Annotated in this window: 17 protein-coding genes; 11 read left to right on the plus strand and 6 right to left on the minus strand. The window is 40.0% G+C overall.

All coding sequences use genetic code 11. The features are described from left to right. Positions 1-208 precede the first annotated feature (208 nt). From AC559H_RS23245 to AC559H_RS23280, 8 genes are all read left to right on the plus strand, one after another. Positions 209-1,660, plus strand: a complete 1,452-nt coding sequence (locus AC559H_RS23245) for a serine/threonine protein kinase (protein ID WP_026794789.1) — start codon at positions 209-211, stop codon at positions 1,658-1,660. Between the two features lie 41 nt (positions 1,661-1,701). Beyond that, a complete protein-coding gene (locus AC559H_RS23250) occupies positions 1,702-2,046 on the plus strand; it encodes a BON domain-containing protein (protein WP_026786041.1) in 345 nt (114 codons plus the stop codon). A 122-nt stretch (positions 2,047-2,168) separates the two neighbouring features. Next, positions 2,169-4,010, plus strand: a complete 1,842-nt coding sequence (gene thrS, locus AC559H_RS23255) for a threonine--tRNA ligase (RefSeq protein WP_026794787.1) — start codon at positions 2,169-2,171, stop codon at positions 4,008-4,010. Positions 4,011-4,179: 169 nt separating this feature from the next. Next, on the plus strand, positions 4,180-4,530 hold the full coding sequence (locus AC559H_RS23260; RefSeq protein WP_237746378.1) for a hypothetical protein: 351 nt from the start codon (positions 4,180-4,182) through the stop codon (positions 4,528-4,530). Continuing rightward, entirely contained in the window at positions 4,515-4,817 is a 303-nt protein-coding gene (locus tag AC559H_RS23265; protein WP_026794785.1) for a type II toxin-antitoxin system RelE/ParE family toxin, read from the plus strand. Before AC559H_RS23260 ends, AC559H_RS23265 begins: the two co-directional genes overlap by 16 nt. Before the next feature lie 342 nt (positions 4,818-5,159). Continuing rightward, on the plus strand, positions 5,160-5,321 hold the full coding sequence (locus tag AC559H_RS23270; protein ID WP_141292963.1) for a ribbon-helix-helix protein, CopG family: 162 nt from the start codon (positions 5,160-5,162) through the stop codon (positions 5,319-5,321). Between the two features lie 184 nt (positions 5,322-5,505). Then, positions 5,506-6,486, plus strand: coding sequence for an ABC transporter substrate-binding protein (locus AC559H_RS23275; RefSeq protein WP_026794784.1), 981 nt, complete (start codon positions 5,506-5,508; stop codon positions 6,484-6,486). Between the two features lie 211 nt (positions 6,487-6,697). Next, on the plus strand, positions 6,698-8,557 hold the full coding sequence (locus tag AC559H_RS23280) for an ATP-binding protein (protein ID WP_026794783.1): 1,860 nt from the start codon (positions 6,698-6,700) through the stop codon (positions 8,555-8,557). A 14-nt stretch (positions 8,558-8,571) separates the two neighbouring features. Here AC559H_RS23280 and AC559H_RS23285 read toward each other — a convergent pair whose 3' ends face one another. The 3 genes from AC559H_RS23285 to adhE form a co-directional block, all read right to left on the minus strand. Next, positions 8,572-9,135, minus strand: a complete 564-nt coding sequence (locus tag AC559H_RS23285; RefSeq protein WP_026794782.1) for a hypothetical protein — start codon at positions 9,133-9,135, stop codon at positions 8,572-8,574. Then, positions 9,122-10,240 carry an AAA family ATPase gene (locus AC559H_RS23290; RefSeq protein WP_026794781.1) on the minus strand — a complete coding sequence of 373 codons (1,119 nt, stop codon included), beginning with the start codon at positions 10,238-10,240 and terminating at the stop codon, positions 9,122-9,124. The genes AC559H_RS23285 and AC559H_RS23290 overlap by 14 nt, the downstream gene beginning before the upstream one ends. A 146-nt stretch (positions 10,241-10,386) precedes the next feature. Further along, positions 10,387-13,056, minus strand: a complete 2,670-nt coding sequence (gene adhE, locus AC559H_RS23295) for a bifunctional acetaldehyde-CoA/alcohol dehydrogenase (RefSeq protein ID WP_026786046.1) — start codon at positions 13,054-13,056, stop codon at positions 10,387-10,389. 254 nt (positions 13,057-13,310) lie between these two features. On the opposite strand from adhE, the gene AC559H_RS23300 reads away from it, so the two are divergent. Beyond that, on the plus strand, positions 13,311-16,058 hold the full coding sequence (locus AC559H_RS23300) for a bifunctional acetate--CoA ligase family protein/GNAT family N-acetyltransferase (RefSeq protein ID WP_026786047.1): 2,748 nt from the start codon (positions 13,311-13,313) through the stop codon (positions 16,056-16,058). Between the two features lie 41 nt (positions 16,059-16,099). On the opposite strand, the gene AC559H_RS23305 is transcribed toward AC559H_RS23300, so the two are convergent. Together AC559H_RS23305 and gmk are read right to left on the minus strand one after the other, a co-directional pair. After that, on the minus strand, positions 16,100-17,437 hold the full coding sequence (locus AC559H_RS23305) for a GNAT family N-acetyltransferase (protein ID WP_051319795.1): 1,338 nt from the start codon (positions 17,435-17,437) through the stop codon (positions 16,100-16,102). A 10-nt stretch (positions 17,438-17,447) separates the two neighbouring features. Continuing rightward, on the minus strand, positions 17,448-18,005 hold the full coding sequence (gene gmk, locus AC559H_RS23310) for a guanylate kinase (protein WP_026794779.1): 558 nt from the start codon (positions 18,003-18,005) through the stop codon (positions 17,448-17,450). 224 nt (positions 18,006-18,229) lie between these two features. Between gmk and AC559H_RS23315 the strand changes: the two genes are divergently transcribed. After that, on the plus strand, positions 18,230-19,426 hold the full coding sequence (locus AC559H_RS23315) for an RNA-guided endonuclease InsQ/TnpB family protein (RefSeq protein WP_026794778.1): 1,197 nt from the start codon (positions 18,230-18,232) through the stop codon (positions 19,424-19,426). 84 nt (positions 19,427-19,510) lie between these two features. On the opposite strand, the gene remA is transcribed toward AC559H_RS23315, so the two are convergent. After that, positions 19,511-19,777 (minus strand): extracellular matrix/biofilm regulator RemA, encoded by a 267-nt coding sequence (gene remA, locus AC559H_RS23320; RefSeq protein WP_026786051.1) that lies wholly within the window; start codon positions 19,775-19,777, stop codon positions 19,511-19,513. 375 nt (positions 19,778-20,152) lie between these two features. Here remA and AC559H_RS23325 point away from each other — a divergent pair, with 375 nt between their 5' ends. Further along, complete coding sequence (locus AC559H_RS23325) at positions 20,153-21,124, plus strand: NAD(P)-dependent alcohol dehydrogenase (RefSeq protein WP_026794777.1); 972 nt, start codon at positions 20,153-20,155, stop codon at positions 21,122-21,124. Positions 21,125-21,149 lie beyond the last annotated feature (25 nt).

The following is a 21,149-nucleotide window of genomic DNA, read 5'->3' on the forward strand; positions in this document are numbered from 1 at the left end:
GTACACGGCAGGTTTGGGGGGGCTGTTCCCTGCCCCCTAGTCCCCCGTACACGGGGGGTTTGGGGGGCTGTTCCCTCTCTCAACTAGGTAATTTATTTTGTGTAACTACTTATTATAATAGAGTGCGATCGCCAATTCCAAAAACACAGAACAATTTTTGGTTACAATATAATGTAATAGTAACCTTTATTTGAGCGCTCACCAGATCATGCTAACTGCGGGAACTTTGCTTAATCATCGGTTTCGACTGAAACGCCAACTGAATGAAAATCCGATTCGCCAAACCTGGTTAGCGGATGATTTATTACTTAAAGATAAAGCGGTTGTCAAATTATTAGCATTAGGAGGATCAATGCAATGGGAGGATTTAAAATTATTAGAGCGGGAAGCACAGGTTTTAAAACAATTAAATCATCCTCGCTTAGTTAAATATCGAGATTATTTTTCCCTGGATGATCAGAATATTTGGTTTGCTTTAGTGACCGAATATATTCCTGGTCATTCTCTTAAACAAAAACTAGACAATCATCATCTATTTACTCAACAACAATTATACTGGATCACCTTTGAAGTTTTAGAAAATCTCAATTATTTACATCAACTTCATCCCCCTATTTTACATCGAGATATTAAACCAAGTAATTTAATTTGGGGAGAAGATCATCATATTTATTTAATTGATTTAGGTTCGGTACAAATTCAACCCAGAACCCCCGGATCAAGTTTTACCGTTGTCGGAACTTTTGGATATACTCCTATTGAACAATTTGGCGGTTTAGCCGTTCAATCTTCTGATTTATATAGTTTAGGAGCCACATTAATTCATCTCTTAACGGGGATTCCTCCGGCGGAATTACCCCAAGAAAACTTTAAAATGAAGTTTAATGGCGATACCCTTAATCCAGGGTTTAAGAGTTGGTTAGAAACCTTAATAGAACCCGCAGTAGAATCTCGTTTTGCTACTGCTCAAATGGCTTTATATGCGTTAAACTATCAACCCAAACAGTCTTTGAAAAAGACCTCAGAACCCCATTTAAAATTATCCCAATCTTCTAATAATTTAAAAGTTGATATTCCCTCTCAGTTTTCCCTACAATATATTTCTCCAGTCCAGAAAATTTTATTAAATCAGATAAATTTATTAAAAAAGGGGTGGGAAATTATTCCGGGATCGATTATAATTAAAGGATTGGGATTAAGTGCGATCGCTTTTTTAAGTATCTACAAACTTTATACTATTTTAAATCCGGCTATCTGGCAACAATTTGATTTAGGTTTAATTATTATATTTTATTTGACTTTATTGGGGATTCCTGTTAGTATAATACTGTTAATTTATAAAGCAATTATTGATTATAAACCCTTTGAAAAAGTCCAACTAAATTTTAATAATAAAACCTTTGAAATTTTTTGGTCTTCTTATTTACCCTTTCGCAAACAAGGAGAAATCTCTCAAATTCAACAAATTAACTTAATTAGAACCACCGATAATCAGGGTAATTTTTATCCGAGTTTGGAAATTGTCACCCAAGAACCCAATATTTTCTTTTTATCACGTCGCAAAACCTATCGTTTTGGGCATCAATTACCCGAAGAAGAATTAAAAGGATTAAAACAAGAACTGCAAAAATGGCTTGCTTCTAAAACCGATCTCCATTAGACTAAAATATTATTATTAATTAAATTAGGATATTTGATTTTATGGCATGGTTTGAACGTATTTTTGGTAGTCTCACTGGTGGAATTCCTGGTAAACCGGATAATGATGTGGTAAAACAGGCGGCGGCTAGTGCTTCCCTTCCCCCGGAACGCATTGGAATTGCGGGAGAATATGATGAAAGCGGATTAGCTAAACGGGTGACTTTAGCTTTTGATGAAGACCCCGAACTCAAAGATATTGGTTCCCTGTGGGTGTCCCAGAAAGGCGGAACTGTTGTTCTCAAAGGCAAAGTCCCCAGCCCAGGTTTTCTGGAAAAAGCAGTTAATATTGCCGAATTTCAAGCCGGAACTTTGAGCGTTGATACGTCCCAAGTGACAATTGAGTAAGGGAGCAGGGGAGTTGGGGAGCAGGGGAGTTGGGGAGTGTTAAGTCTGTTTTTTCTCTTTGTTTCCTCTGTTCTGTACAATTGAATTAAGAAACTTTTATTTTGCTTTTGTAACTTTAATCAATGTCTATATCAGAGTTAGAGGGTTCTCAAGAACCCTTAGAGAAAAAAGTCCATTTGCCTAAAACCAGTGAATCCGAGAGTTTAAAACGGATTAGGCATACTGCGTCCCATGTTATGGCAATGGCAGTTCAAAAACTGTTTCCCAAGGCACAAGTCACCATTGGCCCTTGGATTGAAAATGGGTTTTATTATGATTTTGATAGTCCCGAACCCTTTACCGAAAAGGATTTAAAATCCATCCAAAAGGAGATGGTTAAGATTATCAAACGGAAACTCCCCGTAATTCGGGAAGAAGTTAGTCGGGAAGAAGCCCAAGAACGGATTCAGAAAATAGGAGAATCCTATAAACTGGAAATCCTAGAAGGCTTACAAGAACCCATTACCCTCTATCATTTAGGCGACCAATGGTGGGATTTGTGTGCGGGGCCCCACGTTGAGAATACGGTTGATATTGACCCTAATGCGATTGAACTCGAAAGTGTAGCGGGGGCTTATTGGCGCGGGGATGAAACTAAAGCTCAATTACAACGAATTTATGGGACAGCTTGGGAAACTCCCGAACAATTGGCCGAACATAAACGCCGCAAGCAAGAAGCCATCCGACGTGACCATCGCCGTTTGGGTAAGGAGTTGGGACTGTTTATCTTCTCCGATTTAGTGGGGCCAGGATTACCCCTCTGGACACCGAAAGGAACCCTATTAAGAAGTACCCTAGAAGATTTCCTCAAAAAAGAACAAGTTAAGCGGGGCTATTTAGGTGTAACGACTCCCCATATTGGTCGGGTAGATTTATTTAAGACATCAGGACATTGGCAGAAATATCAAGAAGATATGTTCCCAATGATGGCCGACGATGAGGAAGCTAAGGACAACGAACAGGGATTTGTACTTAAACCCATGAACTGTCCTTTTCATATCCAAATTTATAAAAGTGAGTTACGTTCCTATCGGGAACTTCCGATGCGGTTAGCAGAATTTGGAACAGTATATCGTTATGAACAATCGGGAGAATTAGGAGGGTTAACCAGGGTTAGAGGTTTCACGGTAGATGATTCCCATTTATTTGTTACTCCTGAACAATTGGATGATGAATTTGTCAAAGTTGTCGATTTAATTCTATTTGTATTTAAGAGTTTACAACTAACCAACTTTAAAGCCAGACTAAGTTTCCGTGACCCTAGTTTAGATAAATATATCGGGTCAGATGAAGTTTGGAATAAATCAGAAGGAGCAATTCGTCGGGCGGTAGAAACTTTAGGAATGAACTACTTTGAAGGAATCGGAGAAGCCGCCTTCTATGGCCCTAAATTAGACTTTATCTTTCAAGATGCCTTAGAAAGAGAATGGCAATTGGGGACAGTTCAAGTGGATTATAATTTACCTGAACGCTTTGATTTAGAGTATGTCGCCGAAGATGGAACCCGTCAACGTCCGGTAATGATTCATCGTGCGCCCTTTGGTTCTTTGGAACGATTAGTGGGAATATTAATAGAGGAATATGTTGGGGATTTCCCCATCTGGTTAGCACCCGTACAATTCCGGCTATTACCCGTCAGCCAAGAATTTCTTCCCTTTGCTCAAGAAATTGCTCTCAGAATGCGGTCTGCTGGAATTCGGGCGGAGGCGGATGCGAGTAGCGAGCGTTTAGGGAAATTAATTAGAAATGCTGAGAAGGATAAAATTCCGGTGATGGCTGTGGTTGGGGCCAAGGAAATAGAAGCAAATTGCTTGAATATCAGAACTCGTGCTGATGGAGAGTTAGGGGAAATTCCGGTTGAGGATGTAATTCAACAACTGCAACAGGCTATTTCTAGTTACGGTAACTTTACCAAGACGGTATAAATTCAGGTTTACACCTGGACAGAACCATCTGATACGATTGATCTGTCATAACTATAGGCTGGATTTTATAGCAACCGCCAAGGCAGTTAGGGCACCAGACGGATCTTGGAACCCAGACGGTGAAGTATTTTCCTCCCTGTTCCCTGTTCCCTGTTCCCTGCTATAAACAATGACTGAAGCATTCGATTCCCCTGGGACATTTTCCATCGGGACATACAATTTATCTTTTATTATGACAACCTTATTCACCGATAAAGTCGGGGCTAACAGTATCTTTCGGGTGCTTCAGTTATCGAAAACTATAATAACTATAAAAAAAACCCAAAAAATTATGAGTGGAACCAAAAAGGAAGTAGAATCTTTGTTGAGTAACCTACCTGATGATTGTTCACTGGAAGATGTGCAATACCATCTCTATGTAATCGAGAAAGTCCGTCATGGACTCAAGATTCACGAAACGACCAGGAATCTCATACAAGAGGAAGCAGAAGGTTTATTAAGTAAATGGGTTATCAAGTAGTTTGGTCGCCTCAAGCCATAGATGATATTGATGCAATTGCTGCTTACATTGCACGAGATTCAATTTCTTATGCGGCGGCGGTTGTCCAGAGAATCATTGAGGTTACGCGCAACTTGAGCAAGGCTCCTGAAGCGGGAATGATTGTTCAAGAATTTGGCGATGAAAACATCCGTGAACAATTTGCTTACACCTATCGAGTCATTTATCAAATCCAAGAAGACATTGTTACCATTGCCTCGGTCATTCATGGCAAAACCTTATTAAACATTGAATTGAGTCAACATTGACACTCCCACGGGTGAACCGCGTGGGATTCTCCTGTCTAGCCCCGATTGCTCGGTATTCATGGAGTTGCCCCCTACTGTTTCCAGAATTGCTTCACAGCAATATTAGAGGAGAGTACGAGACTCTGAGGAATGCCAAATACCTCGTCCCAATTGACGGCACACGACTATTACAGTCTTTGGCTCTGCCAAGATTTTTCGGAGCTTTCTGTAGTCAACAGGGATAATCACAGTGGTTGCCTTTTTCTCGCCATTGACAACTTGTTTTTAAGGAGGTCAGAACATCTGACCAGATAAGCGAGGAACATCCTTGCTATACTCTGATAATAGAGTCTTAAATAGAGTATGTCAAGGGAAAAGAAAATTCAGTTTAATGTTAACGAGAAAGAATATGAACGTCTCAAAAGTCATGCTGAATCAGAAGGATTATCAATGGCTGAAGTTCTTAGGGATTACATTAAAACCCTCACACCCCCTAAAGGGGGTCGCACTACATCCCACGACTGAAGTGCGTGGGCTTTGTGCGAGGTTGTTGTAAATTTTTATTTCATCCCCGTAGAGACGCGCCATGGCGCGTCTCTACAAGTTTTTTAGGGTTTGACAAAATGATTTGGCGGCAATTAGGGGATTAGGCAGATAATTGATTTAACCGAACCTTTGATCGGCAATGATTAAAAAATATCGCTTATCTATGCTTAAACTCCTTAGATACATTAGTATTTCTCTGATTACCGTCTGTTTGCTATTTGCTTGTCATGCTTCATCACAGATCAAACTTAAAAGTCCTCCTTTGAAAGTGGTATTGACATCTTTTGTTGGGGCGTATTCAGGCATCATTGCCAAAGAAAAAGGATTTTTTCAAGCTCAAGGTGTAGAAGTCGAACTAAAATATGGAGACTTTACCCAATTGCAACAAGCGGATTTTAGTGCTGGCAAATATGATGGTGTTGGAATAACATTGGGAGATTTTATAATCTTAAGTTCCACTAATCCTGATATACAAACTGTGATGGTTGTGGATGAAACAAATGGGGCAGATGTGGTAGTTGCCCAACCAAATATTAAAACTGTTGCTGATTTAAAAGGGAAAAAATTGGGTGCAATTTTGGGAGGTTTTAGCGAAGTTTTTGTCACTGAAATATTGAAAAAAGTTAACTTAACTACCGATGATGTAAATTTGGTTAAGTTCGATGCTTCGGAAATTACCCAAAGCCTTAAAAATAATACTATTCAAGCGGGACATACTTGGGAACCCTATCTTTCTGAAGCGATAAAATCAGGGGGGCATATTATATTTACCAGCAAACAAACTCCTGGCTTGATATTAGATATGATTGTCTTTCGTGATGAGATAATCCGCGATCGCCCCGAAGATGTTCGGGCATTTGTACGAGGATGGCTAGAAGGCTCTGCCTACTGGACAGCAAATGTTCAGGAAGGAAATGCTATCATTAGTAAAGCGTTAAAAATTCCTCTTAATACAATCTCTTTGGAGGGAGTCAACCTAACTGATTTAGGTGAAAATCAAAAATTATTTCAATCTAGCAACCCTAATTCCATTTACAAAACTGCCAAAATCTATGCAGACTTTTTTATTCGCTCTGGAAACGTGACGCGCATTCCTGAGCTAAAAAGTTTGTTCAATTCTTCTTTCTTAAACCCTCCTTCCTAATTTAAGAGGATATTTGAAAAGTTTTGTTGTTGGTAGTAAAACGGTTTAGATCCCCCTAAATCCCCTTAAAAAGGGGGACTTTGATTCAGTTCTCTCCCTTTTTAAGCCAGGGTGTTAGGGGGATCGATTCCCCCCTTTTTAAGGGGGGTTAGGGGGGATCAACAGGTACTTAAAAACACAGCCAATCACTTTGAAAACATCCTCTAAAGCCATGCAGCATTCCCTTTTGGGCGGCATCCGTGCAAAGTTGATCGCTTCCTTTCTGATTGTTGCTTTGAGTCCGTTGCTGTTATTAGCATTTCTCAACAAACAGACAACTGAAAAAGCCCTAACTGAAAACGCAAAACAAGCCCTATCTGCGGCGGCTAACGAAACCTCTAACAGAATAGATGCCTTTATTGATGCAAATCTCGATGCTGTGCGCGTAGAGGCGATTTTACCAGGTTTGGCACGCTACCTCAGCCTAACTCCAAAACAGCGAGATAACAGCCCCGAAATGCAATTGGCGACAGAAACATTAATCCGTCTCAGTCGCAAAGATATGCTCAATGTTCTCTCATATTCTTTGCTCGACTTAAACGGAAAAAATGTATTGGATACATATACATCAGATATTGGCAAAGATGAATCGGGTCAAGATTACTTTAAAAAACCCATGCAAACTGGGTTATCCTTTGTTTCTAACATGAAGCGATCGCCGACAATTCCTGACCTGGTAACGCTCTATTTTAGCAGTCCAGTTCGCAATGCCAAGGGAAATATATTGGGTGTATTGCGTGTTTCATATAATGCTACTGTTGTTCAACAGTTAGTAACTCGACGTGGTGATTATCTATTAACCCTAATTAATAATATTTTGGATTTATCTAAAATCGAAGCGGGAAAAACCACATTAAATCCAAGTAATTTTGACCTGTATCGGTTATTAGATGATTTAGAAGATATGCTTAATTTACAAGCCAGTAATGCCGGATTAAAATTAATATTTCAACGAGATGAAACTGTCCCTCGCTATATTTGTACTGATGAAGTTAAACTGCGTCAGGTATTAATTAATTTACTCAGTAATGCGATTAAATTTACCAACGAAGGCAGGATTAACTTAACAGTTTTTCATGAAGAAGAAGACTCAACGGATGTTGTCACCATCAATTTTAAAATCAGCGATACGGGAGTCGGAATTTCCCAGGCGGAATTACCTAAACTATTTCAAGATTTTACCCAAACCCAAGCCGGAAAAGAATCCCAAGAAGGGACAGGTTTAGGATTAGCTATTAGTCGTAAATTTGTAAAATTAATGGGGGGAGATATTTCCGTAGAAAGTGAATTAGGAAAAGGGACAACCTTCTCATTTCAAATTCAAGCCAAACCGGGTCAAGATATTAATGATGAACCGATCAAAACCCGACAAAGAGTATTAGGTTTAGCTGCGGGTCAACCGACTTATAAAATCCTGACCGTTGATGATAAAGAAATTAATTGTCTATTATTAATTAAACTGTTAGAACCCTTGGGATTTGAGTTAAAAACAGCTAGTAATGGAGTAGAAGCGATCGCAATATGGGAAGAATGGGAACCCCATTTAATCTTTATGGATATGCGGATGCCCATAATGGATGGCTATGAAGCGACTAAATATATTAAATCAACAACCAAAGGCAATGCCACGGCTATAATTGCCTTAACAGCGAGTGTATTAGAAGAAGAAAAAGCGATTGTCTTATCGGCGGGTTGTGACGATTTTATGAGAAAACCTTTTACAGAAGATCAGATTTTTGAAGCATTAACTAAACATTTAGGAGTTCAGTATATCTATGCAGAAATACAGCCTATTTTAGATATAAATTCAGAGAATGAGTTGATTTCTGAGGATTTAACAGTCATGTCTCAGGACTGGATGAATCAACTCTATCAAGCGTCAATTGAAGGCGATAGTCAAGCTGTGATGGAATTAATTACAGAAATTCCAGATACAGAAATTTATTTAATCCAATTTCTAACAAAAGCCGTGCGTAAATTTCAATTTGAACAAATAATTGATTTAGCCGAACCTTTAATCATCAATGATTAGCGATCGCACTTCAATTATATTCCTGATCTTAAAAGTATTAACAAACGCTGTAATTCTCCGCAAGCCGCCCTCAAAGAATCTGGTGCATTTTCAGATAAGCTCTGAGAACGACATTCCTTAGCTAGATTCTCAACAGAAGGTTTACAGAAAGCCTCATTGTTCTGAAATTTTGCATAATTATCTTCCTCATTAATAACTTCTCCTTGCAAGAAATGTATCCAAGTCTCAATATTGCGCTTAGGAATAAAGATAGCAATAGCTTCATCCGATCGACGATCGGGCTGGGAATCTTCACTAAGAGCATTTGTTAACTGATTTAGTCGCTCCTGCAATGTATCCGTATCTGCATCAATTAACACAACTAATCCAATCGAAATCCGGTTTCTATTCTGGCGATAGGCTTTGACTTCTTCAACATATTGGGTGCGTACATACTGTTCTCCAGATTGACTACCCGGGGGGCAAATTTTAGGTCGAAATGGCCCTGTAAAACCTCGCATTTTTAGGAAATGACGAGCAAAAACTTCCTGCTGTCTATCCTCACAAAGAATAACAATCTGAACTCTACGCTGGCTCATTCAACCATCCCCTGGCAATTAATTCTGAAACAGGTAATCCAGAATTGTCAGCCACTTCACTACTAATTCGTTTTACTCTTACAGGGGCATTACTTTGACCCTCAAACCAATAGCCAATGGGTGAAGCCAAAAGATAGTTAATTAACTCAGGATGGTGAGAAATTAGTAAAGATTGAAGTTGACTTTCACTGCAAAAATCATAAAGCTGCATCAACCAAGGTTGGATTTCCGGCAACGCTAAAAAGTTTTCAGGTTCATCAATACATAAAGTATAGTCTTCTGATTTCGTGCCATAAATAAGTGTATATAAAGCAATTAAAGTTTTTTGTCCGTCTGATAATTCTCCTAGACGATATTCAATGGGTTTGGCGCTATTACTTGCTCCAGAAAAACGTAATTTCAGGACTATATTTTGTTCACTCACTTGTTCAAACTTAAAGCTGTTGAAACCATTTAGAACATCTCTTAAAATATTACCTATTTCAGCCACCTTGCCTTGGTCATCAGAAAGGTAGCGATACCAAGAAACAAAATTTTCCATTTTCTTAGTTAATCTTATTTCTTTTTGGTTACTTTCATCAACCATCAAACTCGGAATAATTTGGACAATAATAAATCGTTTGATCCGATTTTTAAACCAAGTTAATTTCGTGTTGTCGTTTCTGGGCATCAATGTAGGAAGCATAGACTGTGACCAATCAAACGAATATTGAGGCCCTTCTGAATAATTGTCTCGATAAAGCTGAACTTCTCCCAACTCAAATTTTAGTAAAAGCTGATTGTCGTACCACAAACGCTCATATTCAACACGACATTTATCTTGATCATGACCAATACCCAACTCATATTTATAAATGCCTTTATTACCGATAATCTCTAGCTCAAAACGTTGGACTTGTAAAGTTTGCCAGCGAGTGCAGTCTGATGATAGAAAAATTTTCTCTAGCTTACTATCACCGTTAACAAATTCCTGAATTTTCTGCAAAACTTTAAAAACAGTTGATTTACCCGAGCCATTAGAACCGAGAAATAGATTGATAGAATCAAGATTAAGTTCAAAATTTACCAAACAACGAAAATTATCAATGTAGAGCCGTTTTAGCATAATATTTTTCGATTAAGGTAACACTTACGAATAGCTACCAAATACTTACTTTACCATGATTAGTGATTTTTCCAAAGAGAGCCGATGAAATGATCGGGTGATAGGGATGAAAATTTTGATAAATTCACCCCATCACCCCCTCGGTATTAACCGCCAATCATCGTTGGTTGTGGTTCAAAGACGGGGAAAATGCGATCGCCATTGTAATCATTAGAAACTAAAGGATGACCATAATAGGCATCAATTAACAGTTGTTTCAAGTCCTTAATTAAAGGATAACGGGGATTGGCTCCGGTACATTGATCATCAAAAGCTTGGTCAGCAACTTCATCTAATTTAGCCAGAAATTCCGCTTCACTGATATCTTTTAAAACCTCCTTAATTGAAGCCGGAATTCCCACTTGGCGCTTTAATTCTTCGATGGCTAAAATCAAATGATCGATTTTTTGATCTTCGGTGTCTCCCCCTAAGCGCAGATAATCCGCAATCCGAGAATAGCGCCATTTAGCATTCGGATATTTATACTGGGAGAAAGTGGCTTGTTTAAACGGAACATCGGTAGCATTATAACGAATAACGTAACTAATCATTAAGGCATTTGCTAACCCGTGGGGAATGTGGAAAGTCCCGCCTAATTGATGGGCTAAGGAGTGACAAATTCCGAGGAATCCATTAGCAAATGCCATCCCCGCCATAGTAGAAGCATAGTGCATTTTTTCCCGAGCTTTGGGATCATTTGCTCCATTTTCGTAGGAACTGGGCAGGTATTTAAAGATTAACCGAATTGCTTCTAAAGATAACCCATTGGTATATTCCGAAGCTAATACCGAAACATAGGATTCTAAGGCATGGGTTAGGGCATCAACGCCCCCAAAAGAGGTTAAACTTTTGGGCATATTTAACACCAATTCCGGGTCAACAATTGCCATATTTGGGGTTAAGGCATAGTCGGCTAAAGGATATTTAATATTAGTGCGGCGGTCGGTGACAACGGCAAAAGGCGTGACTTCTGACCCGGTTCCAGAGGTAGTAGGAATCGCAACTAACATCGCTTTTTTGCCCAAAGGTGGCAATTCATAAACCCGTTTACGGATATCCATAAACCGCATTGCTAACCCTTCAAATTCGATATCAGGATGTTCATACATCAGCCACATAATTTTAGCTGCATCCATGGGAGAACCGCCACCAATGGCAATAATTACATCGGGTTTAAACGTATTCATTAAGGTTAATCCCCGTTGTACTGTATCTAAAGAAGGGTCGGGTTCAACATCGTAGAACACATCATATTTTATTCCAATTTCCTCTAAAACTCCTTCGAGGGAACGGGTAATTCCTAAATCAAATAGGGGTTTATCGGTGACAATAAATGCCCGTTCTTTTCCAGCTAATTCTCGAATGGCAACGGGTAAAGATCCATATTTGAAATATACTTTGGGAGGAATCCGAAACCAGAGCATATTTTCTCGACGTTCGGCGACGGTTTTAATGTTTAATAAATGCCGAGGTTCGACGTTTTCGCTGATGGAATTTCCGCCCCAACTACCACATCCCAAGGTTAAAGAAGGGTCAAGACGGAAGTTGTAAATATCACCAATAGCTCCTTGAGAAGACGGAGTATTAATTAAAACCCGGGCGGTTTGAACGGTATTTTCAAACCGTTTAATATGGTCGATATTGTTGGGAGAAGTGTATAGAGAAGCGGTATGTCCCCGTCCCCCTAACTGTACTAAAGTATCGGCTTTTACCACCGCATCCTCGAAATCCTTAGCCCGATACATGGCTAAAATCGGAGAAAGTTTTTCATGGGAAAAGGGATCATTTTCATCAACTTCTATCCCTTCTCCAATAATTACCCTGGTTTCTTCGGAAAGGCTAATTCCGGCTAATTCGGCTAATTTTTGCACGGGTTGACCGACAATTTCCCCATTCAAATGTCCGTTCACAAAAATAACCTTTGCCATCCGTTCCCGTTCTTCTGGGGTTAGGAAATAGGCGCCGCGTAGGGTAAATTCTTTCTTGACTTCTTCGTAAACAGAATCAACCACAATTACCGATTGTTCACTAGCACAAATCATGCCATTGTCGAAGGTTTTACTAATAATAATTGAGGAAACAGCCATTTTAATATGGGCGGTATCGTCAATTAAAGCCGGGGTATTCCCCGCCCCGACCCCCAGGGAAGGATTACCGGAAGAATAGGCTGCCCGTACCATTCCCGGCCCTCCAGTGGCTAAAATTAGCTTAATGTCCGGGTGCTGCATTAGAGCTTGGGACAGGGGTACGGTGGGTGCATCAATCCAGCCGATAATATCTTCTGGGGCTCCGGCGGCGACGGCTGCATCCAGGACGATTTTAGCGGCGGCGGTGGTACAATTTTTGGCACGGGGATGGGGAGAGAAAATAATCCCGTTGCGGGTTTTTAAGGCAATTAGGGCTTTAAAAATAGCCGTTGATGTCGGGTTTGTTGTCGGAACAATTCCGGCTAAAATTCCCACGGGTTCGGCGATTTTTTGAAACCCAAAGGATTTATCTTCTTCGATGACCCCACAGGTTTTTTCATGTTTATATTTGTTGTAAATAATTTCTGAAGCAAAGTGGTTTTTAATCACTTTATCCTCTACAACCCCCATCCCAGTTTCTTCTACAGCCATTTTTGCTAAAGGAATCCGGGCAGCATTTGCCGCTAGAGCCGCTTTTTTAAAAATGTAGTCTACCTGTTCCTGGGTATAGGTTGCATACTTTTGTTCTGCTACCTTGACCCGTTGGATTAGGGCTTCAAGTTGATCAATATTTGTGACTTTTTCCATGATGATATATGCTCCTGTTTCTGTTTGGATTCAGGTTGTTGTGGTGTTCGTTTATATGATAATGGTTTTTATCGGTTTTGGAATCTGGCGGGGACAAAATTACTCAATTTTAATATAAATTTAATATTAATTTAAGATTAAAGCCCTATTTTGAGAGACAGAAACTTTGTATAATTGATCCATAAACTAATCAACTCTTACACTGATAACTGATACAGACGCGCCATGGCACGTCTCTACACTGATAACTGATTTCTATGGTAGCCACAACAACCCGAATTTCCGACCCCGCCCATGATGTCTTACGCTACGAACATCAATCTCTGAATGCGATTTTTAACCCTAAAACCGTTGCTGTGATTGGGGCTACAGAAAAGCCCAATAGTGTTGGTAGAACTCTACTATGGAATTTAATTAGTAGTCCCTTTGGTGGGATGGTTTTTCCCGTTAATCCCCATCGCAATAGTATTTTAGGAATTAAGGCCTATCCTAGTATTAAAGATACTCCAGAACCCGTTGATTTAGCTATCATTGCCACCCCAGCCGCAAGTGTTCCCTCTGTCATGGAAGAATGCGCCATGGCTGGAGTTAAAGGGGTGATTATTCTATCGGCTGGATTCAAAGAAATTGGCCCCAAAGGAATAGAATTAGAACAGAAAATTTTACAGATTGCACGATTAAATAAAATTAGAATTATCGGCCCTAACTGTTTAGGATTAATGAATCCCTTAACCGGACTTAATGCCACCTTTGCTAATGCCATGGCAAAACCGGGAAGCGTTGGCTTTATTAGTCAAAGTGGGGCTTTATGTACTTCTATTTTAGATTGGAGTTTCCGAGAAAATGTCGGGTTTAGTGCCTTCGTTTCCATCGGTTCGATGTTAGATATTGGTTGGGGAGATTTAATTTATTATTTAGGCAATGACCCCCATACTGAAAGTATAGTTATTTATATGGAATCTATCGGGGATGCCCGATCTTTTTTATCCGCAGCTAGAGAAGTAGCCCTGACTAAACCAATTATTGTGATTAAAGCCGGACGCACCGAAGCCGCAGCGAAAGCCGCAGCCTCCCATACCGGAGCCATGGCCGGAAGTGATGATGTCTTAGATGCAGCTTTTAGACGTTGTGGCATCCTGCGGGTGTATCATATTGCCCATTTGTTCTCCATTGCGGAACTTCTCAGTAAACAACCCCGACCCAAAGGGCCGCGACTTACAATTTTAACCAATGCCGGAGGGCCAGGGGTATTAACCACAGATACCCTAATTGGGGAAGGAGGAACCCTAGCCCAACTCTCCACCGAAACCCTGGAAGCCCTGAATCAAGTGTTACCGCCCCAATGGAGTCATGATAACCCGATTGATATTTTAGGGGATGCTGACCCGGAACGCTATGCGAAAGCCTTTGATATCGTGGTTGAAGATCCGAATAGTGATGGTATTTTAGTGATTTTAACCCCCCAAGCCATGACTGACCCAAGCAAAACGGCGGCACAGTTAAAAGAGCGCTGTCTGAAAATGCCCAATAAACCGATTTTAGCGAGTTGGATGGGGGGCGCGGATGTAGCATCCGGGATCGAAATTCTGAATCAAGCCAATATTGCCACTTTTTCCTATCCCGACTCGGCGGTACGGATGTTTAACTATATGTGGCGCTACACCTATAATTTAAAAGGTTTGTATGAAATCCCTAGTTTACCAAAGTCTAGTGAGGATGAAAGTCTGGTTTGTGATTGTGTGCAACATCTGATTAACTCGGTTTTAGCTGAAGGACGCACCCTATTAACGGAGTTTGAATCTAAGCGCCTACTTTCAGCCTATGGGATTCCCACCGTACAAACCTATATCGCCTCAAATATTGATGCAGCCGTTAACGCAGCCGAACAGTTAGGGTATCCGGTGGTATTGAAACTATTGTCAAAAACGATTACTCATAAAACCGATGTCGGCGGAGTAAAACTCAACCTCAATACCCCAGAAGCCGTCCGTCAAGCCTATACCGCCATTGAAACCTCCGTAACTCAACAGGTGGGGGCCGAACATTTCCAAGGAGTGACGGTACAAAAGATGGTCAAATTAGAAGGCTATGAATTGATTATTGGTAGTAGCCTTGATGTCCAATTTGGCCCGGTGTTATTGTTTGGCATGGGAGGACAATTAGTAGAAGTTTTCAAAGATCGCGCCTTGGCTTTACCTCCTTTAAATACTACCCTTGCCCGGCGGATGATGGAACAAACCAAAATTTATAAAGCCCTGTTAGGGGTGCGGGGACGGCATTCGGTGGATATGGAAGCCTTAAAACAGTTATTAGTCCGGTTTTCTAATTTAGTCGTTGAGCAACCTTGGATTAAAGAGATAGATATCAACCCTTTGTTGGCTTCGGAAAATGAGTTAATTGCCTTAGATGCCCGGGTGGTATTACATTCCCCCGACACCAAACCCGAAGATTTACCTAAACCCGCTATTCGCCCCTATCCTCGGCAATATATCAGCCATTGGACATCCCAAAAAGGTATGGAGATTACGATTCGGCCCATCCGTCCTGAAGATGAACCTTTGATGGTCAAGTTCGATGAAAGTTTATCGGAGGAAAGCGTCTATTTGCGTTATGCTCATCTGGTGAAACTCAGTTCCCGTGTCACCCATGAACGCTTATCACGACTGTGTTTTATTGATTATGATCGGGAAATGGCCTTAGTTGCCGAATATCAACACCCGGAAACAGGGGAAACTAAAATTATTGGGGTGGGACGACTGAGTAAAGGCTATGGTAACGATGAGGTGGAATTTTCCTTACTGGTGAGTGATAGTTACCAACGTCAAGGAATTGGTACGGAGTTATTGCGCCAATTACTGAATATTGCCCGTCAAGAGAAAATGCCTCTAATTTTTGCCGAAATTCTTAGCGATAATCGGATTATGCAGAATATTTGTCAGCAATTAGGATTTACCTTAAATCAGATTATTGGTGAACCGATGGTGAGGGCAGAAATTGAATTTTAATCCACTAGAAACACAAAGCTAAGATATACAGTTTAACTTAATTAAGGTGAAACCCAAAACATTCCTTTAATCCCGTTAGGATCGGCAATAAACCCTAAATTATGATAGAAATTAACGGCTTTGGAACCTGCAAATAAAGTAATATTTTCAATATGTTGCAATCGGAGTTGTTCTAATGTATACTGAATTAGATATTTTCCTAATCCTTGATTTTGAAAATTGGGATGAATTACCACATCCCAAAGGGTGGCATTATAAACGTGATCTGAAACAGCCCGGGTAAACCCAATTAATTGTTTTTGGGTGGGGGTGACAAACCAAAGGGTGACAACTAAAAAACTGTGTTTTAGGGCGATTTTCATGTGTTCATGATCCCGAGTCATCCAACTAACTGCTTCAAAAAGTTGATCTAATTGGCTCAAGTCAAAATTAATATCGGTACTAAAGATAAATTGTTCGAGTTTTTGATTAGCTGCTAAAGGAATATTAAAATTATTGGCGTTGATATCAGTAGTAATACCATCATCATATTTAGACCATTTCTGGGAGTTTTTATCAATATTTTGATGTTGTAAATTAATTGATGTTTCTAAGTCGGTTTTTTTCTGGGAAAGAGTATCAAATTTTTCGGTAATAGAAATCTCATTTGGGTAAAATTCCATCGCAATTTTATATAGAATTAAAGCTGCATTGATTAGGTGTTTTTGTCGGAAAAAATCAGCAATTTTAAGCCAAGCACTTTGATTTTGGCTTAAAAATTGAATAATACTTTGATATTCAGGATACTGTTGATGATTTTGACTCACTTTTTGATAATGAGCGATCGCTAAATCAAACTTTTCAGGTAAATGATATTCTAGGGTTTCCCCTAATTTAGTCGCAATCACGACAAAATCCTGTTCTTGATTAGTTTGGTGAAGAATGACTAAACTTTTCCAATAATTAATGATGGCTAAATTCCATTTTTTTTGCTGCACTAAACCATCGGCTAAATTACAATAAGACCAATGAAAATTGGGGTTTAATTGAATCGCTTTCCGATAAACATGAACCGCTTCTTCCCAATATTTTAATTGTAATAACCCATTCCCTAGATTATGATAAGACCAGGAAAAATTAGGATTGAGTTGAATCGCATGACGATAATTAATAATGGCATCTTGCCATTGTTCTTGTTTCAAAAAAACATCCGCTAAATGGTGATAAAACCAAGAACAATGGGGATTTAATTGGATCGCTTGACGATAATTAGCGATCGCATCTTGCCATTGTTCCTGCTGATCATACAAACGCCCTAAATTTGCATAGGATTCAGCCGATTTGATATCCCTTGCCATCACATTTAAAGAATCGGGTTTTAACGGGTCTTCCTGGGGCATATTTTTCGGCTTAAACAGGAGAATATAATACGGATTCTAAACGCCGTAAGGCGAAATCTAAATCATCATTAATCACTTCAAAATCAAACTCACTAGCCGCGTCCATTTCCGCTCTAGCCCTCATTAAACGCCGTCGAATGGCATCTTCAGAATCCTGACCTCTACCGCGTAAACGCCGTTCTAATTCATCAATAGAAGGAGGCATAATAAAAATGCGTAAAGCCGATGGAAAAGTAGAACGAATTTGTCGAGCACCCTCCAATTCAATCTCTAACAAAACCGATATTCCTGCCTCGATTTTTTCTTTAACAGCAATTAAGGGAGTTCCATAACAATTTCCCGTAAATTCAGCCCATTCTAATAATTCTCCCCGTTCTATCATGTTTTGAAAACAAAGGCGATCGACAAAATAGTAATCTTGTCCATTGATTTCACCCTCCCGGGGAGAACGAGTGGTCACGGAAACGGATAAATGAAGTTCAGGATGATCTTTGATTAGGGAACGAACCAATGTTCCTTTTCCGACCCCACTAGGGCCTGTCATCACAATTAATCGGCCTTTTTTCATGATATTTTAATCACGTTAGACGGTTGCAAACAAAGTAATAGGGAATCCCTGATTTTCCCTTGAACCTGCTGATGGATTCAAGGAATTGAATCGGAGTCTTTCTATCTTCTCATCGGAAAATTGGGTTTGAAACCCCGTCCTTTAGCGATAGCGGAGGACGGCTTTTAAATTTAATTTAAACACAATCTGACCATTTTCATCAACTATGTGCTAGAACGTGAGATATGGAAAAAGCATACAGTTACCGATTTTACCCTACACCGGAACAAGAGTCGCTATTGCGACGCACGTTAGGCTGTGTAAGATTAGTTTACAATCAGGCACTCCATGAACGAACTCAAGCATGGTACGAAAGACAAGAAAGAGTAGGATATAGTCAAACGTCTTCAATGTTAACTAATTGGAAAAAACAGGAAGATTTAGACTTTTTAAATCAGGTAAGTTGTGTCCCCTTACAACAAGGATTAAGACACTTACAAACAGCCTTTACTAACTTTTTTGCGGGTCGTGCCAAGTATCCTAATTTTAAGAAAAAACATCAAGGAGGTAGTGCGGAATTTACTAAGTCGGCTTTTAAGTTAAAAAACGGACAAATCTACTTAGCGAAATGCTTAGAACCCTTAGCGATTAGATGGTCAAGACAAATCCCAAAAGATTGTGAACCGAGTACCGTAACCGTCAGATTACATCCTTCGGGACGTTGGCATATTTCAATAAGATTTGACGACCCAACCATTAAGCCTTTACCTGTAACAGATAAAGCCATAGGAATTGACTTAGGAATTAGTAGCCTTGTAATTACCAGTGACGGGCAAAAAATAGCCAATCCTAAACATTTTAAAAAACATTATCAGAGATTACGTCAGGCACAAAAAAGTCTGTCTCGAAAACAGAAAGCCTGTCCTGAGCTTTGCCGAAGGGGGTCAAAGAATCGGGAAAAAGCCAGAATCAAAGTAGCCAAGATTCACGCTCAAATCACCGATAGTAGAAAAGACCATTTGCACAAGCTAACGACTCAATTAGTTCGTGAAAACCAAACGATTGTAGTTGAGAACTTAGCGGTAAAAAATCTGGTCAAAAATCCCAAATTAGCCCAGGCAATAGCCGATGTTAGTTGGGGAGAAATCACCCGACAATTAGCCTATAAATGCCGTTGGTATGGGAGAAACTATATCGAAATAGACAGATGGTTTCCTAGTTCTAAACGGTGTAGTAGTTGTGGGCATATTGTGGAAAAAATGCCGTTAAATATTCGAGAATGGGACTGTCCCAACTGTGGGACTCACCATGACCGAGATCTTAACGCCAGTAAAAATATTTTGGCGGCCGGGCTTGCCGTGTCAGACTGTGGAGCGAGTGTAAGACCCGAACAGAGTAAATCTGTGAAGGCAACTGCTAAGAAGCAGAAACCTAAATTGTGAAGTTTAGGAATCACCGTCCGTTTTACGGCGGTGAGGATGTCAAGCTATGCCAATGGAAACCAAGGGGAATACATAACAAATCCGTTAATCATCGCGGGAATTGCCGTCTTTGGTGGTCACAAAGCGGTGGGCAACGGTTTCCGGCTGAATTGCAGAGAGAATAACATGGCTAGAATCCGTAATAATCACCGCCCTAGTTCTACGCCCGTAGGTGGCATCAACTAACTGTCCCCGCTCCCTGGCATCATTAATAATCCGCTTAATCGGAGCCGATTCGGGACTAACAATGGCAATCACCCGATTAGCAGAGACAATATTACCAAAACCAATATTGATTAACTGAATATCCATAAAAATTGAATTGATAGGATCTATCAAAGTTTTTTTCTACAATTCCATCATAGTTAAAATTTATCAGATTTACAACGATTAATTCAGTAAAAATTTTATTTTTTATCTTCTTGAGTTTGCCTTATAGTGTTAAACCAAAGCTAAAAAATAGCCTGTTTTGATCAAGAATAGGAATCACAAAAATCAAAACAGATTCAACAAAATTAACTCGATGATGATTCGGAATTAAAATTTCCCCTGTTACCCATTCCCCATTGCCTATTCCCTACTTCCAACAATCTTATTTTTTAGAACGGATTTAGACTAGCTCTATTCATCCCCGGTTCTAGGAATTTGTGTTAAGCTGACAGATGTTCCTTGGATAATTAATAAGTTATGAAAGCAATTGTTATTCATCAATATGGGTCGCCTGATGTTCTTCGTTATCAAGATATTCCGACCCCAACGATTAAACCGGATCAAGTTTTAGTCAAAATTCATGCTAGTAGTGTTAATCCTGTGGACTGGAAAATTAGGCAGGGATTATTACAACCCGTATCTGGCTACAATTTCCCCAAAGTTTTAGGCTCAGATTTATCAGGGGAAGTGGTGGAAGTCGGCTCACAGGCGACTCGCTGGCGGGTGGGAGATCAGGTTTATGGCTTCGTTAACCCGCTATTTGGGGGAGCCTATGCCGAGTATGTGGCTGTGCCTGCCGGGAACTTGACCTATAAACCTCAAAATATGACATATCCAGAGGCGGCAACGGTTCCTGTAGCTGGATTGACGGCCTTGCAGGGGTTATTAGATTTAGGTCAACTGCGACCCGGACAAAGGGTTTTGATTAATGGGGCGTCTGGCGGTGTGGGAACCTTTGCGGTGCAAATTGCTGTGGCCATGAATGCTGATGTCACGGGGGTTTGCGGGACTTCTAATATTGATCTTGTTAAACGTTTGGGGGCCCATACGGTGATTGATTACACCCAAGAGGATTTTACCCGGCAAGAAGTTCAATACGATATTATTTTTGATGCGGTCGGTAAACAATCCTTTTTTAATTGCGAAAAAATTCTAAAATCCGATGGCATTTATATCTCAACTTTGCCCACAATTGATAATATGGGAGCCACCTTACAAACTTTATTTTTTGCGGGTAAAAAATCAAAATTAGTCCTAGCTCAACCGACTCGTCGAGATTTAGATGCGCTGCGAGATTTGATTGAAGCGGGCAAAATTCAAACGGTAATTGATCGGACTTATCCCTTAAATGATCTAGCCGAAGCCCATACCTATAGTGAGATGGGGCGCACCGTTGGCAAAATTGCAATTACTGTTAATGAAGGGTTACAAACCATTAATATTGATTGATCTGTAACTTTAGGGGCGAGGTCTT

Source organism: Planktothrix prolifica NIVA-CYA 540, assembly GCF_963864145.1.
Lineage (GTDB): Bacteria > Cyanobacteriota > Cyanobacteriia > Cyanobacteriales > Microcoleaceae > Planktothrix > Planktothrix agardhii.

Bases quoted from the DNA above. Each gene is read 5' to 3' on its own strand.
- AC559H_RS23245 (WP_026794789.1), top strand. From the start codon at position 209: ATGCTAACTGCGGGAACTTTGCTTAATCATCGGTTTCGACTGAAACGC.
- AC559H_RS23250 (WP_026786041.1), top strand. From the start codon at position 1,702: ATGGCATGGTTTGAACGTATTTTTGGTAGTCTCACTGGTGGAATTCCT.
- thrS (WP_026794787.1), top strand. From the start codon at position 2,169: ATGTCTATATCAGAGTTAGAGGGTTCTCAAGAACCCTTAGAGAAAAAA.
- AC559H_RS23260 (WP_237746378.1), top strand. From the start codon at position 4,180: ATGACTGAAGCATTCGATTCCCCTGGGACATTTTCCATCGGGACATAC.
- AC559H_RS23265 (WP_026794785.1), top strand. From the start codon at position 4,515: ATGGGTTATCAAGTAGTTTGGTCGCCTCAAGCCATAGATGATATTGAT.
- AC559H_RS23270 (WP_141292963.1), top strand. From the start codon at position 5,160: ATGTCAAGGGAAAAGAAAATTCAGTTTAATGTTAACGAGAAAGAATAT.
- AC559H_RS23275 (WP_026794784.1), top strand. From the start codon at position 5,506: ATGCTTAAACTCCTTAGATACATTAGTATTTCTCTGATTACCGTCTGT.
- AC559H_RS23280 (WP_026794783.1), top strand. From the start codon at position 6,698: ATGCAGCATTCCCTTTTGGGCGGCATCCGTGCAAAGTTGATCGCTTCC.
- AC559H_RS23285 (WP_026794782.1), bottom strand. From the start codon at position 9,135: ATGAGCCAGCGTAGAGTTCAGATTGTTATTCTTTGTGAGGATAGACAG.
- AC559H_RS23290 (WP_026794781.1), bottom strand. From the start codon at position 10,240: ATGCTAAAACGGCTCTACATTGATAATTTTCGTTGTTTGGTAAATTTT.
- AC559H_RS23300 (WP_026786047.1), top strand. From the start codon at position 13,311: ATGGTAGCCACAACAACCCGAATTTCCGACCCCGCCCATGATGTCTTA.
- AC559H_RS23305 (WP_051319795.1), bottom strand. From the start codon at position 17,437: ATGCCCCAGGAAGACCCGTTAAAACCCGATTCTTTAAATGTGATGGCA.
- gmk (WP_026794779.1), bottom strand. From the start codon at position 18,005: ATGAAAAAAGGCCGATTAATTGTGATGACAGGCCCTAGTGGGGTCGGA.
- AC559H_RS23315 (WP_026794778.1), top strand. From the start codon at position 18,230: ATGGAAAAAGCATACAGTTACCGATTTTACCCTACACCGGAACAAGAG.
- remA (WP_026786051.1), bottom strand. From the start codon at position 19,777: ATGGATATTCAGTTAATCAATATTGGTTTTGGTAATATTGTCTCTGCT.
- AC559H_RS23325 (WP_026794777.1), top strand. From the start codon at position 20,153: ATGAAAGCAATTGTTATTCATCAATATGGGTCGCCTGATGTTCTTCGT.